Annotated in this window: 17 protein-coding genes and 3 tRNA genes; 3 read left to right on the top strand and 17 right to left on the bottom strand. The window is 69.8% G+C overall.

The annotated features are described in order from the left end of the window. Positions 1–60 precede the first annotated feature (60 nt). The 6 genes from ACIBN2_RS34185 to ACIBN2_RS34210 all read right to left on the bottom strand — a co-directional run bounded on the left by ACIBN2_RS34185 (position 61) and on the right by ACIBN2_RS34210 (position 3935). Positions 61–969, bottom strand: coding sequence for a hypothetical protein (locus tag ACIBN2_RS34185; RefSeq protein ID WP_399140301.1), 909 nt, complete (start codon positions 967–969; stop codon positions 61–63). A gap of 142 nt (positions 970–1111) precedes the next feature. Then, positions 1112–1837: a 50S ribosomal protein L1 gene (gene rplA, locus ACIBN2_RS34190; RefSeq protein WP_399140303.1), complete on the bottom strand. Its 726-nt coding sequence runs from the start codon at positions 1835–1837 to the stop codon at positions 1112–1114. An 83-nt stretch (positions 1838–1920) separates the two neighbouring features. Next, entirely contained in the window at positions 1921–2355 is a 435-nt protein-coding gene (gene rplK / locus ACIBN2_RS34195) for a 50S ribosomal protein L11 (RefSeq protein WP_020135826.1), read from the bottom strand. A 168-nt stretch (positions 2356–2523) separates the two neighbouring features. Then, positions 2524–3393, bottom strand: a complete 870-nt coding sequence (gene nusG, locus ACIBN2_RS34200) for a transcription termination/antitermination protein NusG (protein ID WP_399140305.1) — start codon at positions 3391–3393, stop codon at positions 2524–2526. An 80-nt stretch (positions 3394–3473) separates the two neighbouring features. Further along, on the bottom strand, positions 3474–3758 hold the full coding sequence (secE, locus tag ACIBN2_RS34205) for a preprotein translocase subunit SecE (RefSeq protein WP_399140306.1): 285 nt from the start codon (positions 3756–3758) through the stop codon (positions 3474–3476). A 104-nt stretch (positions 3759–3862) separates the two neighbouring features. Next, a tRNA-Trp gene (locus tag ACIBN2_RS34210) sits at positions 3863–3935 on the bottom strand. A gap of 282 nt (positions 3936–4217) precedes the next feature. Here ACIBN2_RS34210 and ACIBN2_RS34215 point away from each other — a divergent pair. Then, positions 4218–5444, top strand: coding sequence for a pyridoxal phosphate-dependent aminotransferase (locus ACIBN2_RS34215; RefSeq protein WP_399140308.1), 1227 nt, complete (start codon positions 4218–4220; stop codon positions 5442–5444). 125 nt (positions 5445–5569) lie between these two features. Then, positions 5570–6610, top strand: a complete 1041-nt coding sequence (locus tag ACIBN2_RS34220; RefSeq protein ID WP_399140310.1) for an adenosine deaminase — start codon at positions 5570–5572, stop codon at positions 6608–6610. On the opposite strand, the gene ACIBN2_RS34225 is transcribed toward ACIBN2_RS34220, so the two are convergent. Beyond that, positions 6591–7262, bottom strand: coding sequence for a hypothetical protein (locus ACIBN2_RS34225; protein ID WP_399140311.1), 672 nt, complete (start codon positions 7260–7262; stop codon positions 6591–6593). The genes ACIBN2_RS34220 and ACIBN2_RS34225 overlap by 20 nt on opposite strands. A gap of 63 nt (positions 7263–7325) precedes the next feature. Continuing rightward, complete coding sequence (locus ACIBN2_RS34230; protein ID WP_399140313.1) at positions 7326–7934, bottom strand: TetR/AcrR family transcriptional regulator; 609 nt, start codon at positions 7932–7934, stop codon at positions 7326–7328. 104 nt (positions 7935–8038) lie between these two features. Between ACIBN2_RS34230 and ACIBN2_RS34235 the strand changes: the two genes are divergently transcribed. Next, positions 8039–8671: an NAD(P)-dependent oxidoreductase gene (locus ACIBN2_RS34235; protein ID WP_399140314.1), complete on the top strand. Its 633-nt coding sequence runs from the start codon at positions 8039–8041 to the stop codon at positions 8669–8671. Positions 8672–8753: 82 nt separating this feature from the next. Here the strand turns inward: ACIBN2_RS34235 and ACIBN2_RS34240 are convergent, their stop codons facing one another. From ACIBN2_RS34240 to ACIBN2_RS34280, 9 genes are all read right to left on the bottom strand, one after another. Further along, positions 8754–9809 (bottom strand): UDP-N-acetylmuramate dehydrogenase, encoded by a 1056-nt coding sequence (locus ACIBN2_RS34240; protein ID WP_399140315.1) that lies wholly within the window; start codon positions 9807–9809, stop codon positions 8754–8756. A gap of 110 nt (positions 9810–9919) precedes the next feature. Beyond that, complete coding sequence (locus tag ACIBN2_RS34245; RefSeq protein ID WP_399140316.1) at positions 9920–10300, bottom strand: DUF3291 domain-containing protein; 381 nt, start codon at positions 10298–10300, stop codon at positions 9920–9922. A 32-nt stretch (positions 10301–10332) separates the two neighbouring features. Beyond that, entirely contained in the window at positions 10333–11775 is a 1443-nt protein-coding gene (locus tag ACIBN2_RS34250; RefSeq protein ID WP_399140318.1) for a DHA2 family efflux MFS transporter permease subunit, read from the bottom strand. Positions 11776–11882: 107 nt separating this feature from the next. Then, a complete protein-coding gene (locus tag ACIBN2_RS34255; protein ID WP_399140320.1) occupies positions 11883–12452 on the bottom strand; it encodes a TetR/AcrR family transcriptional regulator in 570 nt (189 codons plus the stop codon). A gap of 151 nt (positions 12453–12603) precedes the next feature. Further along, a complete protein-coding gene (locus tag ACIBN2_RS34260; protein ID WP_399140322.1) occupies positions 12604–13032 on the bottom strand; it encodes a MaoC family dehydratase in 429 nt (142 codons plus the stop codon). A 7-nt stretch (positions 13033–13039) separates the two neighbouring features. After that, positions 13040–13492: a MaoC family dehydratase N-terminal domain-containing protein gene (locus ACIBN2_RS34265; RefSeq protein ID WP_399140324.1), complete on the bottom strand. Its 453-nt coding sequence runs from the start codon at positions 13490–13492 to the stop codon at positions 13040–13042. A 334-nt stretch (positions 13493–13826) separates the two neighbouring features. Beyond that, positions 13827–13991: a 50S ribosomal protein L33 gene (rpmG, locus tag ACIBN2_RS34270; protein ID WP_003948671.1), complete on the bottom strand. Its 165-nt coding sequence runs from the start codon at positions 13989–13991 to the stop codon at positions 13827–13829. Positions 13992–14081: 90 nt separating this feature from the next. Further along, positions 14082–14154 (bottom strand) — tRNA-Met (locus ACIBN2_RS34275). A gap of 46 nt (positions 14155–14200) precedes the next feature. Further along, positions 14201–14273, bottom strand: a tRNA-Thr gene (locus ACIBN2_RS34280). Positions 14274–14475 lie beyond the last annotated feature (202 nt).

Consider the following 14475-nt stretch of genomic DNA (forward strand, 5'->3'; position numbering starts at 1 on the left):
AACCTCAAGAGGTGGCAAAGGTCATCCCAATTCCCGTGTGAACCATGCGCACCAGCAGTCTCAGGAACCACTGCCGTTCGTGCTCTGCTTCTTCAGCAGCTCCCTGAAGTCCTCGGTGTCGCCCGCCGGCGGCCTCGCGGCGGACGCCTTCACCCCGTAGTCGCTGTAGTACGCGGTCTGGCTGTACTCGCTGGCCGACATCCGGCCCTTCTCCGTCTTCTTGACCAGCAGGTCCTTGCCGTCTACCCAGATGTCCACGGTCTCCGTGCTGACGCCGGCCTGGGTGAGCTGCTTCTTCAGTCCGGCGAGCTGGCTCGCGGTGAGGCTGGAGTTCTTGCCGGCAAGGTCGGCGACGTCCACCGTGCCCGAGTAGTGCGTGGTGTCCACGCCGCGCACCTTCTCGGTGCCGACCTTCCTGACGTCCCCGGAAGCGAGCAGCAGCTTCACCGACTGGTTGGGCGTCGTGTTCTGCATCTGGTCCTTGAGGTAGGCGCCGGAGCTGCCGCCGAGCTGGGCGAGGTCGTCGTAGCCGTACCGGATCCAGTGCTTGCCGCCCGCCTGCCGGGCGAACCGGTCGCCCATCCTCGCGTAGTAGGCGTCGGGCAGATAGCGGGCCTGCATCGACGTGGTGCCCAGCCGGCGCATGGTGTCCGCCATGGAGCCGCCGGTGTACGTGATGGTCAGGTTGCCGGTGAGTCCGTCGGCCCAGCCGAGGGCGCCGTCGGCCTTCATGGACATCAGCGAGCCCATCGTGGTCGTCGACTCGACCTTGGCGGAGTCGGCGCCGTCGGTGGACCTCTCGGCACTGCGCAGCGCCGCGACGGGGCTGACGTGCGTCGCGCCCCCGCCGGACGCCCCGTCGTCCTTGCCGCCCGCCGAGGAGTCCGAGGAGCTGCAGGCCGCCACCCCCGACAGTGCGGTCAACACCGCGACGGCCAGGCCCACTTGACGCGCTGTCGTGCTCTTCATCCGTCCCCACCCCTATGCGGTCGCTGTGCCTGCACGCTAACGCAGGGCACAGACACGTATCAGGAAAAGGGACGGGCCCCGCACCTCGAAAGGTTGCGGGGCCCGCGGGAAACTCGCGTACGCGACGCGGCTGCCGTCAGGATCAGACGGCGGCCGGGTCCTCCTCGACGAGGAGGTTGCGGGTGCGGTTGGAGTCGACCGGAATGCCGGGGCCCATCGTGGTGCTGATGGCGGCCTTCTTGATGTAGCGACCCTTGGCGGCGGACGGCTTCAGACGGAGGATCTCCTCCAGGGCCGCGCCGTAGTTCTCCACCAGCTTGGTGTCGTCGAACGACGTCTTGCCGATGATGAAGTGCAGGTTCGAGTGCTTGTCGACGCGGAACTCGATCTTGCCGCCCTTGATGTCGTTGACGGCCTTCGTCACGTCCGGGGTCACGGTGCCGGTCTTGGGGTTCGGCATGAGACCACGGGGACCGAGCACGCGGCCGAGGCGGCCGACCTTGCCCATGAGGTCCGGGGTGGCGACGACGGCGTCGAAGTCCAGGCGGCCCTTCGAGACCTCGTCGATCAGCTCGTCGGCGCCGACGATGTCGGCGCCCGCGGCACGCGCGGCCTCGGCACGGTCACCGGTCGCGAAGACCAGGACCCGGGCGGTCTTACCGGTGCCGTGCGGAAGGTTCACGGTGCCACGGACCATCTGGTCGGCCTTGCGCGGGTCGACACCCAGACGGAAGGCGACCTCGACGGTGCCGTCGAACTTGGTCGTGGAGGTCTCCTTGGCGAGACGGACGGCCTCGAGCGGGGCGTAGAGCTTGTCCCGGTCGATCTTCTCGTCCGCAGCGCGGAGAGACTTGCTGCGCTTGCTCACTGCTTCTCCTGGTGAGTCTTAGGAGTCGTGGTACGGGCCGAGCAGGCCCCGCCACTTCTGCTGATGTACGGGGGAGTTGGGGCTCAGCCCTCGACCGTGACGCCCATGGAACGCGCGGTGCCGGCGATGATCTTCGCGGCGGCGTCCAGGTCGTTGGCGTTGAGGTCGGGGAGCTTCGTGGTGGCGATCTCGCGGACCTGCGCCTGGGTGATCTTGGCGACCTTGGTCTTGTGCGGCTCGCCGGAGCCCTTCTCGATGCCCGCGGCCTTGAGGATCATCTTGGCGGCCGGCGGCGTCTTGGTGATGAAGGTGAAGGAGCGGTCCTCGTAGACCGTGATCTCCACCGGGATCACCCAGCCACGCTGCGACTCGGTCGCGGCGTTGTACGCCTTGCAGAACTCCATGATGTTGACGCCGTGCTGACCCAGCGCGGGGCCGACCGGCGGAGCCGGGTTGGCGGCACCGGCCTGGATCTGGAGCTTGATGAGCCCCGTGACCTTCTTCTTCTTGGGAGGCATTACTCTCCGGGTCCTTTCGGTTCGGGTCCTGCCTGTCTCCGGGGACCACCCGAACGCAGGCATACCGCACAACGATAACGGGTATGGATGCGCGGCCAAAAACCGAGCAGGTCAGGCGTGCTGCGAACAGCCCACCTGACCTGGTCGGAAGCTCTTTTCCGGAAGAAGCTAGTTCTTCTGGATCTGGTCGAAGGAGAGCTCGACCGGCGTCTCGCGGCCGAAGATCTCCACCAGGCCCTTGACCTTCTTCGAGTCGGGGTTGATCTCGTTGATGGTCGCCTGGAGCGTGGCGAAGGGGCCGTCGGTGACGGTGACCGAGTCGCCGACCTCGAAGTCCAGCACCTGGACCTCGACCTTGCGCTGCGGGACGGGCTTGCCCTCGGCCTCGGCGGCCTCGCGGGCGGCCTTCTCCTCGGCCTCCGGGGCGAGCATCTTGACGATCTCGTCCAGGGTCAGCGGGTAGGGGTCGTAGGCGTTGCCCACGAAGCCGGTGACGCCGGGGGTGTTGCGGACGACGCCCCAGGACTCGTTCGTCAGGTCCATGCGGACGAGGACGTAGCCGGGCAGCTTGTTCTGCTTGATCGTCTTGCGGTCGCCGTTCTTGATCTGGACGACCTCTTCCTGCGGCACCTCGGCCTGGAAGATGTAGTCCTCGACGTTCAGCGAGACGGCGCGCTGCTCCAGGTTGGTCTTCACGCGGTTCTCGTAGCCGGCGTAGGTGTGGATGACGTACCACTCGCCGGGCAGGGTGCGAAGCTCCTCGCGGAGGGCCACGACGGGGTCGACCGGCTCGGTCTCCTCCTCGACGGCCTCTTCCTCGGCGGCGTCTTCCTCGGCGGCGTCTTCCTCCGCCGCCTCTACCTCGGCGGCCTCCTGCTCGTCCACGACCTGCAGGGCGGCCTCCTCGGCGGGCTCGCCCGCCTCGGCCTCGGCAGCCTCGAACTCGTCCTGCTCGTCCGCGCCCTCGACGATGTCCAGCTCGTCGTCCACGGACTGGTCCGGCTCGATGGCGTCGTCGTTCAGGTTCGTGTCAGACACGGTGGCTGCTTCTTCCTGGATACATAGGGGTGGAACATGCGAAAGGGGCGCCGGGTACCTCGGCGCCCTTCGCTCTCGGCTCAGCCGAAGACGTACTTGGCGGCGTGGCTGAGTCCATAGTCAATCACCATCACCAGGCCGATCATGATGACGACGAAGACGATCACGACGCTCGTGTAGGTCGTCAGCTGGTTACGTGTCGGCCAGACGACCTTACGGAGCTCTGCGACAACCTGGCGGTAGAAGAGGGCAAGCCTCTTGAACGGACCCTTCTTGGCCCGCTTGCCGCCCTTGCGGGCCTTTTTCGGCTCCTGCGCCTCGTCCTGGGCGTCAGGCGTGTCGATGGAGCCCACGGCGTCCGCCATTCGTCCTCACCTGTTCCCGGGTCGTGGCCGTGCCGCGCCCGGTCTGAGCCGCACGGCGTTGCAATGCTGTACGTACATGGGCACACCGGCGAAGGTGTGTGTAGCAGGGCCGGAGGGACTTGAACCCCCAACCGCCGGTTTTGGAGACCGGTGCTCTACCAATTGAGCTACGACCCTTTGCGTGTCCCCCAACGTACCGCATCCGGACGGGTGCTCGGTGTGCACCGCCCGCGGCGCGGCAGCTGATGGCCAACGAGGTGAGAGTGTACGTGGTCCGAAGCGCCCCGTCGAACAGAAAGCGCCCGTGGGGGCCTTGGGAGAACGGGATCGCCGGGAAAGGGGCGGAAGATCACCCAGGCCATCGGAGGATTCCGGACGGGTGTTCAACGACCGACCCTTGGATGTTCAGTCTGTGAAACCCGCGTGCCGCGCCGGTTTCCGGTCTGAAACGATGGGCCCATGAGCGCTGCAACCCCTCCCACCGAGCGCCGGGTCTCCGCCCGAGTCGGCGCGATCTCCGAGTCCGCCACTCTCGCCGTGGACGCCAAGGCGAAGGCCCTCAAGGCCGCCGGGCGTCCGGTGATCGGCTTCGGCGCCGGTGAGCCCGACTTCCCGACCCCGGACTACATCGTCCAGGCCGCCGTTGAGGCCTGCTCGAACCCGAAGTACCACCGGTACACCCCGGCCGGCGGTCTGCCCGAGCTGAAGTCCGCGATCGCCGCGAAGACGCTGCGCGACTCCGGCTGGGAGCCCGACGTCTCGCAGATCCTCGTCACCAACGGTGGCAAGCAGGCGATCTACGAGGCGTTCGCCGCGATCCTCGACCCGGGCGACGAGGTCATCGTGCCGGCGCCGTACTGGACGACGTACCCGGAGTCGATCCGGCTGGCCGGCGGCGTCCCGGTGGAGGTCGTCGCGGACGAGACGACCGGCTACCGCGTGAGCGTGGATCAGCTGGAGGCTGCGCGGACGGAGAAGACGAAGGTCGTCCTCTTCGTCTCGCCGTCCAACCCGACCGGCGCGGTGTACAGCGAGGCCGAGACCGAGGCGATCGGCCGCTGGGCCGTCGAGCACGGCCTGTGGGTGCTGACCGACGAGATCTACGAGCACCTGGTCTACGGCGACGCGGTCTCCGTGTCCCTGCCGGCGCTGCTGCCCGAGCTGCGCGACAAGTGCGTCGTGGTCAACGGTGTCGCGAAGACGTACGCGATGACGGGCTGGCGCGTGGGCTGGGTCATCGGCCCGAAGGACGTGGTCAAGGCCGCGACCAACCTCCAGTCGCACGCCACGTCGAACGTCTCGAACGTGGCCCAGGTGGCCGCCCTGGCCGCCGTCTCCGGCGACCTGGAGGCCGTGGCGAAGATGCGCGAGGCCTTCGACCGCCGCCGCAAGACCATCGTGCGGATGCTCAACGAGATCGACGGCGTGGTCTGCCCGGAGCCCGAGGGCGCCTTCTACGCGTACCCGTCGGTCAAGGGCCTGCTCGGCAGGGAGATCCGCGGCAAGCGCCCGCAGGACACGGTCGAGCTCGCCGCGCTGATCCTGGAGGAGGCCGAGGTCGCGGTCGTCCCGGGCGAGGCGTTCGGCACGCCCGGTTACCTGCGGCTGTCGTACGCCCTGGGTGACGAGGACCTCGTCGAGGGCGTCAGCCGGATCCAGAAGCTGCTGGCGGAGGCGAAGGCCTGACGTCCGCGTCGTACAGGGGCCGACACACCGTTTTCGGTGCATCGGCCCCTGTTTCTTTGTGCGAGCAAGACCACGTACGGGGAATCCGCTACCGGGACGGCAGGGACGTACGGCAGGATCCTGGAATGGAGCGTGTACGTGATGTCTCTGAGCTGCCGAAGGCCCATCTGCATCTGCATTTCACCGGGTCGATGCGGCCCACCACCGTCCTGGAGCTGGCCGACAAGTACGGCGTGCGGCTGCCCGAGACGCTGACCGAGGCGCTGACCAGCGGGGAGCCGCCGAAGCTGCGGGCGACGGACGAGCGGGGCTGGTTCCGGTTTCAGCGGCTGTACGACGCCGCGCGCTCGTGCCTGCGGCAGCCGGAGGACATCCAGCGCCTGGTGCGGGAGGCCGCCGAGGAGGATCTGAAGGACGGCTCGGGCTGGCTGGAGATCCAGGTGGACCCGACGTCGTACGCGCCCCGTCTGGGTGGTCTGATCCCGGCGCTGGAGATCATCCTGGACGCGGTGGAGACGACGATGCGGGACACGGGCCTGGGCATGCGGGTGCTGGTCGCCGCGAACCGTATGAAGCATCCGCTGGACGCCCGCACCCTGGCCCGGCTGGCCGTGCGGTACGCGGAGCGCGGCGTGGTCGGCTTCGGTCTGTCGAACGACGAACGCCGGGGCATGGCGCGGGACTTCGACCGGGCGTTCGCGATCGCCCGGGAGGGCGGGCTGCTGTCGGCCCCGCACGGCGGCGAGCTGGCCGGCCCCGCCTCGATCCGCGACTGCCTGGACGACCTGAGCGCCCACCGCATCGGGCACGGCGTGCGGGCGGCTGAAGATCCGCGGCTGCTGGAGCGTCTGGCGCGCAAGGGCGTCACGTGCGAGGTGTGTCCGGCGTCGAACGTGGCGCTGGGCGTGTACGAGAAGCCGGAGGACGTGCCGCTGCGGACGTTCCTCGACGCCGGGGTCGCGATGGCGCTCGGTGCCGACGATCCCCTGCTGTTCGGCTCCCGGCTGGCCGCCCAGTACGACATCGCGCGACGTCACCACGGCTTCACGGACGCCGAGTTGGCGGAACTGGCCCGCCAGTCGGTACGGGCCTCGGCGGCACCGGAGGACGTGAAGGCGAAGCTGCTCTCGGGCGTGGACGACTGGCTCAGCGCCCCGGCCGTCTGAAGTGGGCGTAGGGCGGGTACGGCTTGAAGCAGATCAGCACCTCGACGGGGTGTCCGCCGCCGGGCGGCTGGACCAGGCTGGGGAGCGCCGACATCAGCGCGGATCGCCCGGTGTGGACGCGTTCGTGACGCGGCCCCCAGCCCGCCGCGTACGCGAGGTTCGTGGCCGCCTCGGCGAAGATGCCCCGGCTGCCGAACAGGAAGAACGTGCGGGCGTACGTGGCGTGCCGCAACTCCTCCCGGAAGTCCGCGTGTTCCCACTGCTCGCGCCATGACCCGGCGTCCCGGGCGGTGCGCGCCTCGTCGGTGCGGGCGGTCAGGGGCGTGCCCTGCCGCAGCTTGCGGCGCAGTTCGGGCCACTTGCTGGGGCGCAGGCCGGACGTGTGGTGGGCCAGGACCAGGTCGGCCGGCTCGCCCCAGCCCTCGTCGGCCGGGATCCCGTCGCGCAGCGGCACATGGACGATCGTGTGGCGGGAGCAGGCGGCGAAGGAGAACAGACCCGCGAGCCGGCTGAGCCCGTCGTGGTCGCCCAGCAGCAGGCCGATCGGGTCCGGTGCGCTCAGGGAGGTGTGGCGCAGGGCCGTGCGGGGCTGCACCACACGGTGTTCGTGCGGGCCCAGGCGCGGGCGGAACTCGTGCAGTCTCAGGCGCATGGGGCGGGCCGGGCGGTACGGCCGTACTGCGCGACGGGGTGTGTCATGTCCCCAGCGTTGCGGTCAGGCCGGGTCCCCGGCAACGGAGATTCCGGCGGTCAGCGTGCTGGCCAGGCGGCGGGCGAAGTCGTCGGCCGGCGGCGGGCCGGACTCCGTCGACTCGTAGGCGAACGCCCGCTGGGCGCAGGCGCCCAGGAGCAGGGAGGCGGCGGCGAAGGTGTCGGCGTCGGGGCGGACGCGTCCGAGCTCCCGCTCGGCCCGCAGATAGGTGTCGAGGCTCTGGATCGGCATGTGCGGGCCCGCGCCCATCTTCCGCATCGCGTCGTCGTGCCGCCGTTTGAGCTGGGTCTCGGCGTACAGGGACGCGGCGATCGGGAAGCTCTGCTCGTAGAACAGGGCGGCCTGGTGGGCGATCTCGGTGAGGTTCTCCTCCAGCGTGCCCCGGCCGGGCTCGGCGGCGAGTCTGCTCAGCAGGGGTTTCAGCCGGGGCAGCCGCTCCGACAGGACCCGGATGAACAGGTCTTCCTTGCCGGCGAAGTGCTTGTAGAGCGCCGCCTCGGAGCAGCCGGCCGCCCTGGCGATCTCCTTGGTGGTGGTGCGGGCGAGCCCGACGGTGAGCATCAGCTCGTGAGCGGCATCGAGGATGCGGACACGGGCCGGCTTCGTCTCCATGGCACGTCCAATCGGGCTTGACGGGTGGGTGAGTGTTTACCCACTCTAGTGGGAGGCAGGGGTGAGTGAATACTCACCCACCGATCGCGAGCACGGGAGTACCCATGAAGCTCACCGTTTTCGGCGCCACCGGCGGCATCGGCCGGGAGATCGTCCGTCAGGCCCTGGACGCGGGCCACGAGGTCACGGCGGTGGTACGGGATCCGGCACGGCTGTCCGTGACGGGCGAACGGCTGGAGGTGTTCCGGGACGACCTGGCCGCCCCGGAGGCCGTGCGCCCGGCGGTTGCCGGGCGGGACGTGGTCCTGTCCGGGCTCGGGGCGCGCAGCCGCAAGGACGCCGGAATCGCGGCCCGGCTCACGCGTACGGTGCTGGGCGCCATGGAGGCCGAGGGGGTGCGGCGGCTGCTCGTGGTGAGCGCCGGTCCGGTCGGGCCGGCGCCCGGGAGCGAAGGGCTGCTCGACCGCACCGCGCGCGGGATCGTCTCCACGCTGCTCAAGGACGTCTACGCCGATCTGGGCGAGATGGAGGCCGAGTTGGAGCGCAGCGCCACGGACTGGACGGTCGTACGGCCGCCGCGGCTCCAGAACAAGCCGGTCACGGGCGTGTACCGGACGGTGGTGGGCGGCTTCCCGGCGGGCGGCCGCTTCATCGCCCGCGCGGACGTGGCCCACGCGATGCTGGCGATGGCCGGCGACCCGGCGACGGTGAAGCAGGGGGTGGGCGTCGCCTACTGAGATCGCCTGCCGAACCGGCTGCTGACCGCCTGTCGAGGCCGTCCGCGACCGGGGCCTGCGAAGGCCACCCCGCGTCGCCCCCCTACAGGCTGGCCCCGACCGTCACCGGCTCGTTGACCAGCGTGATCCCGAAGGCGTCGCGGACGCCGGCGACGACCTCGCGGGCGAGGGCGAGCAGGTCCTCGGTGGTGGCCGCGCCCCGGTTGGTGAGGGCGAGGGTGTGCTTGGTGGAGATGCGGGCGGGACCGGTGCCGTAGCCCTTGGTGAAGCCCGCCTTGTCGATCAGCCAGGCGGCGGAGGTCTTGGTGCGGCCCTCCCCCGCCGGGTACGCGGGCGGCTCCACGCCCGCACCGAGGCGCTCCTCCACGCGCGCGTGGAACGCGGCGAACTGCGCGTCCGTGAGGATCGGATTGGTGAAGAAGGAGCCGGCCGACCAGGTGTCGTGGTCCTCGGGGTCCAGGACCATGCCCTTGCCGGAGCGCAGCTTGAGGACCGTCTCGCGGGCCGCGGCCAGCGGCACGCGGTCGCCGGGCCCGACACCGAGGGCGCGGGCCGTCTCGGCGTACCTGATCGGACCGGAGAGGCCGTCCGCGTCCTCCAGCTCGAAGCGGACGCGTAGGACGACGTACCGCTCGGGGTCGGACTTGAAGCGGCTGTGGCGGTAGGAGAAGGCGCACTCGGCGTTCGGAATCGTCACCGTCTCGCGGGTGCGGCGGTCGTAGGCGACGACCTCGGTGATGGTGGAGGAGACCTCCTGGCCGTACGCGCCCACGTTCTGGATGGGGGTCGCGCCCGCCGAGCCCGGGATGCCGGCCAGGCACTCGATGCCGGCCAGGCCGGCCTCCACGGTGCGGGCGACGGCGTCGGTCCACACCTCGCCGGCGGCCAGCTCCAGGCGCGTGCCGGTCCGGTCGAAGCCCTTGGTGGCGACGACGAGTGCGGTGCCCGCGAAGCCCTTGTCGCCGATGACCAGGTTCGAGCCGCCGCCGATCACCAGCAGCGGCGTTCCGGTGTCGTCGGCCTCGCGGACGGCGGCGATCACCTCGGCGTCGGTCGTCGCGGTGAGCAGCCGGGTCGCGGGGCCACCCAGCCGGAAGGTGGTCAGCGGGGCGAGGGGGGCGTCGTGGAGTTCCTGCACGGGCCCAAGACTACGAGACGCCACCGACAGCCCCGGCAGCGCTCGGCCGGCGAAGCGGCCACGCGCGCGTGCGGCCCCGCCGGGGTGGACGGGGCCACACGCGCGCGTGCTCAGCTCAGGCGCCGGAACGCCTCTGCCCAGTCCAGCGGAAGCTCCTCGCCGGCGACGGACCAGCCGACGAACCTGGAGTCCCGCATCTGGGCGGCCAGGCCGCCGGAGGCGGGGGCGTGCACGCCGGAGCGGGCGAACTCCTTGAGCGCCTGCGGCGACTCCCAGGCGGACAGGGTCCAGAAGGTCCGCCGCAGGGGCTGCGCCTTCAGGGTGGCTCCGTAGGCGCCGGGCGCGCGGCTCACCTGCCGCCACACGCCGGGGGTGCGGACCAGGAAGCGGAGTGCTCCCCACAGGGTGCGGGTCTCGAAGCGGGAGGCGAAGACGTGCACCTCGGTGTTCCGGGGCGGGGGGTTCGGCACGGTCCAGGGCAGGGTGGGCATGGCTGCTCCTTCGGGTGGGGCCGGTCGGGGGGTCAGCGGGACGCCGTCTCGAGCACCGGCTCCGCCGTCCGGTCGGTGGTCGTCGCGAGCTGTGCGGCGCGCCGCCGGGTCGGGATCATCAGCGCCGCCACCCCGGCGAGGGCGACGACCGAGGAGCCCGTCACCAGCGCGGGCTTCAGTCCGTCGACGAAGGCGAGGCCGGACTCGTAGCCGCCCTGCGCCGCGAAGATCGACGACATGATCGCGATGCCGAGTGCGCCGCCGACCTCGCGCAGGGCGTTGTTGGCGCCGGAGGCGATGCCCTGTTCCTTGGGGAGCACGCTGGACATGACCAGGTTGGAGGCGGGGGCGAAGAACAGCGCCATGCCGATGCCGCTGAGGATCAGCCCGGGAAGCTGGGTGGCGTAGGAGACGCCGACCTCGGACACGTCGGCCAGCCAGCCGAGGCCCGCGGCCTGGAAGAACAGCCCGGTGGCGACGACGGGGCGGCCGCCGATGCGGTCGGAGAGGATGCCGGCGATCGGCGCGACGAGCATCGGCATGCCGGTCCAGGGCAGCATCCTGAGGCCCGCCTCGGTGGGCGAGTAGCCGAGGACGCCCTGCATGAACTGGCTGAGCAGGAAGATCGAGCCGAACATCCCGAGGAACATCAGCAGGCTCGCGGCGTTGATCCCGGAGAAGGCGCGGGAGCGGAACAGCCGCATCGGGAGCATGGGGTTCTTGGCGCGCAGGCTGTAGAGGACGAACCCGAAGAGCAGCGCCGATCCGGCGAACAGGCCGGTCAACACCAGCGGGCTGGTCCAGCCGTCGGCGGGCCCGCGGACCAGTCCGTAGACGATTCCGAAGAGGCCGCCGCTGGCGAGCAGGGTGCCGGGGATGTCGAGCGGGGCGCCGGTGCCGTGGGACTCGGCGAGGCGCAGCCGGGCCAGCGGCAGCAGGGCGACGCCCAGCGGGACGTTCAGCCAGAAGATCCAGTGCCAGGAGACGTGCTCGGTGAGGCTGCCGCCGATCAGCGGTCCGGAGGCCACCGCGAGGCCGTTGACGGCGCCCCATATCCCGTACGCCATTCCGCGCTTGGCGGCGGGCACGGCGGCGGTCAGCAGGGTGAGGGTCAGGGGCATCATGATGGCCGCGCCGACGCCCTGGACGGCGCGGGCGGCGATCAGGGAGTCGATCCCGGTGGCCATGGCGGCCGCGGCCGAGGCACCGGTGAAGACGGTGAGGCCGACGAGGAACATCCGGCGGCGGCCGAAGCGGTCGCCGAGCGCCGCGCCGAACATCAGCAGGACGGCGAAGGTGAGCGTGTACGCGCTCACCGTCCACTCCAGGTCGCCCAGCGCCCCGCCGAGGTCCTTGCGGATGGAGGGCAGGGCGGTGGTGACGACGAGGTTGTCGAGGGCCGCCATGAATCCGGCGACGCTGGTGATGACGAGGGCCCAGACGGTTCCCCCGCGATGTGCGGTCTGCTGTGACATCGCTCCCCCAACGGGTGAGTCGGCCGCTGCTGCGGTTCCGTTCGATTAGTTAGTGATGACTAATTTTCGCGGACATGGAAAGGCGCCCGCGACGCCCTTCCCGTGGGCTACTTCCCCAGCCGGCCCTTGAGCCGCGCCTCCGGGAACAGCCCTTCCCAGACCCGGTGCTCGGGCGGAAAGCCCATCGCCACCAGGCAGTTGATGAGCATTCCGTACGCCATGAACGTCGTCGTCTCCTCGACGTCGGCGCCGAGCGGCAGATGGACCGTGTCCCACAGCCGCATCCAGCCCGCCCGCACCTCCTCGCCGAGTTCGTGGTCACCGGCCTGCTCGGCGGCGGCCACGGTGACGTACATCTGCATCTGCATCAGCAGCCGCTCGGGCCGCTCCGCGATGACCTTGGTGTACGCGTTCGCCATGGCGAGCTGGGCCTCTTCGCCCTCCAGCCCCGCGGCGGCCTCCTCGAACGTGCGGATGGTGTCCTCCATGCACCGCTGGGCCACCGCCAGGAAGATCGCTTTCTTGCCCGGGAAGAGACGGAAGAGATACGGCTGCGAGACCCCGACCCGCTTGGCGATCGCCTCGGTCGAGGTGCCGTGGTAACCGCCGCGGGCGAACTCGGTGATCGCCGCACGGATGACGCTCTCGCGCCTCTCTTCTGCACTCATCCTGACCATGCAAGTAAGTTAGTGCTCAATCACTAACTACGTCAAGCGGTTCCCGGAACCCACGTCCACCCTCGCCCGTTGTCGCAGGCAGGGGGCCTCAACCCGGTAAGGGGCGCCCCACAGTGGAGGACACCCCTTACACCAGCTCAGGACCTACCGCTCAGGCCAGCCGTACGACCGCCCGCGACATCCCCAGCACCTTCTGGCCGCCGCTGGTCGCCGTGAGGTCCACGCGGACGGTGTTGTCGTCGAGCTTGGCGGCGACCTTTCCGCTGACCTCGATCGTGGCGCCCTGGTCGTCGTTCGGGACGACGACGGGCCTGGTGAAACGGACGCCGTACTCGACGACCGCGCCCGGGTCGCCGGCCCAGTCGGTGACCACGCGGACCGCCTCGGCCATGGTGAACATGCCGTGCGCGATGACGTCCGGCAGTCCGACCTCCTTGGCGAACTTCTCGTTCCAGTGGATCGGGTTGAAGTCCCCGGAGGCGCCCGCGTACCGGACGAGCGTGGCACGGGTCACGGTGAAGGTCCGGGCGGGCAGTTCGGTGCCGACCTCGACGCCGTCGTAAGCGATCTTCGCGGTCATCGGTTCCTCACGCCTCCTCTGCCGCACGGGCGACCAGCTTCGTCCAGGCGGTGACGACGTGCTCGCCCGCCTCGTCGTGGACCTCGCCGCGGATGTCCACGATCTCGTTGCCCGCCATGGACTTGACGGCCTCGATGGTCGAGGTGACGGTCAGCCGGTCCCCGGCACGCACCGGGCGGACGTAGGCGAACTTCTGGTCGCCGTGCACGACGCGGCTGTAGTCGAGGCCGAGTTGCGGGTCCTCGACGACCTGTCCGGCGGCCTTGAAGGTGATGGCGAAGACGAAGGTCGGCGGGGCGATCACGTCGGGGTGGCCGAGAGCCTTGGCGGCCTCCGGGTCCGTGTACGCCGGGTTGGGGTCCCCCACCGCTTCCGCGAACTCGCGGATCTTCTCCCGGCCCACCTCGTAGGGCTCGGTGGGCGGGTAGCTGCGCCCCACGAAGGACTGGTCGAGCGCCATGGCTCGGCACCTCCTGGTGTCTGCCTGTCGATGTCCGGCTGGTGCCGGGGTCCGGTCGACCTTTCGGTCGGCCGGCTGTACGGCCGGCCGACCGAGCAAGAGCTGCCAGGCGAGCAGCAAGTGCTGTCGGCCGATCGGCAACCGCCTCCGGTCGACCGGGCATTGCTATCAGTCGCCCGGCAGTCGCTGTCGGTCGCCCCATGGTTACTCATGTGGTTACCCATGCGGTTACTCATGGTCGATCCGTGTTGAACGGGAACCGGGCGGCAACCAGGGCCGAAACGACGTGAGGCCGCCCCCCGACTGCGGGGGCGGCCTCACGAACGAGCCTGATTTATCGCGTCTCGCGGTGCGCGGTGTGCGCGTTGCAACGCGGGCAGTGCTTCTTCATCTCAAGACGGTCCGGGTTGTTACGCCGGTTCTTCTTGGTGATGTAGTTCCGCTCCTTGCACTCCACGCAGGCCAGCGTGATCTTCGGGCGGACGTCGGTGGCAGCCACGTGAGTGCTCCTTGACGAACGGATAGAAAGGGATTAACGCATAGAAGAGTAGCCGATCGAAGGACCGACCCCACAATCGGCTACTGTCAGTAGCGGTGACCGGACTTGAACCGGTGACACAGCGATTATGAGCCGCTTGCTCTACCGACTGAGCTACACCGCTGTGATGCGATCCGTTCCCGTCTCGCGACGGGAACCTCACACACCAGAGCCCCAATGCGGAATCGAACCGCAGACCTTCTCCTTACCATGGAGACGCTCTACCGACTGAGCTATTGGGGCGAGCGATGAAGACATTACACGCTCCGCCGCCGTTCGCCCAAATCCGTTTCGCGGCCCCCGTCGCGGCCTGTTTCCACGACCTGCCGCGGCCCCGCCCAGGTCCGTTCCCCCGCTCCCCCACGCGCCACTGCCGCCTCTGCCGGACGGCGGACCGCACGGGTACGGCTGCGGACCACACCGGTACGGCCATGGACCACACCGG

This window comes from Streptomyces sp. NPDC050534, assembly GCF_044457745.1.
Classification (GTDB): Bacteria; Actinomycetota; Actinomycetes; order Streptomycetales; family Streptomycetaceae; genus Streptomyces.

Excerpts from the sequence above, each read along its gene's own strand:
- ACIBN2_RS34265 (WP_399140324.1), bottom strand. The coding sequence starts at position 13,492 with ATGGCGCTCGACCAGTCCTTCGTGGGGCGCAGCTACCCGCCCACCGAG.
- ACIBN2_RS34245 (WP_399140316.1), bottom strand. The coding sequence starts at position 10,300 with ATGCCCACCCTGCCCTGGACCGTGCCGAACCCCCCGCCCCGGAACACC.
- ACIBN2_RS34230 (WP_399140313.1), bottom strand. The coding sequence starts at position 7,934 with ATGGAGACGAAGCCGGCCCGTGTCCGCATCCTCGATGCCGCTCACGAG.
- ACIBN2_RS34255 (WP_399140320.1), bottom strand. The coding sequence starts at position 12,452 with ATGGTCAGGATGAGTGCAGAAGAGAGGCGCGAGAGCGTCATCCGTGCG.
- ACIBN2_RS34225 (WP_399140311.1), bottom strand. The coding sequence starts at position 7,262 with ATGCGCCTGAGACTGCACGAGTTCCGCCCGCGCCTGGGCCCGCACGAA.
- ACIBN2_RS34215 (WP_399140308.1), top strand. The coding sequence starts at position 4,218 with ATGAGCGCTGCAACCCCTCCCACCGAGCGCCGGGTCTCCGCCCGAGTC.
- ACIBN2_RS34235 (WP_399140314.1), top strand. The coding sequence starts at position 8,039 with ATGAAGCTCACCGTTTTCGGCGCCACCGGCGGCATCGGCCGGGAGATC.
- ACIBN2_RS34260 (WP_399140322.1), bottom strand. The coding sequence starts at position 13,032 with ATGACCGCGAAGATCGCTTACGACGGCGTCGAGGTCGGCACCGAACTG.
- rplK (WP_020135826.1), bottom strand. The coding sequence starts at position 2,355 with ATGCCTCCCAAGAAGAAGAAGGTCACGGGGCTCATCAAGCTCCAGATC.
- ACIBN2_RS34185 (WP_399140301.1), bottom strand. The coding sequence starts at position 969 with ATGAAGAGCACGACAGCGCGTCAAGTGGGCCTGGCCGTCGCGGTGTTG.
- ACIBN2_RS34220 (WP_399140310.1), top strand. The coding sequence starts at position 5,570 with ATGGAGCGTGTACGTGATGTCTCTGAGCTGCCGAAGGCCCATCTGCAT.
- ACIBN2_RS34250 (WP_399140318.1), bottom strand. The coding sequence starts at position 11,775 with ATGTCACAGCAGACCGCACATCGCGGGGGAACCGTCTGGGCCCTCGTC.
- secE (WP_399140306.1), bottom strand. The coding sequence starts at position 3,758 with ATGGCGGACGCCGTGGGCTCCATCGACACGCCTGACGCCCAGGACGAG.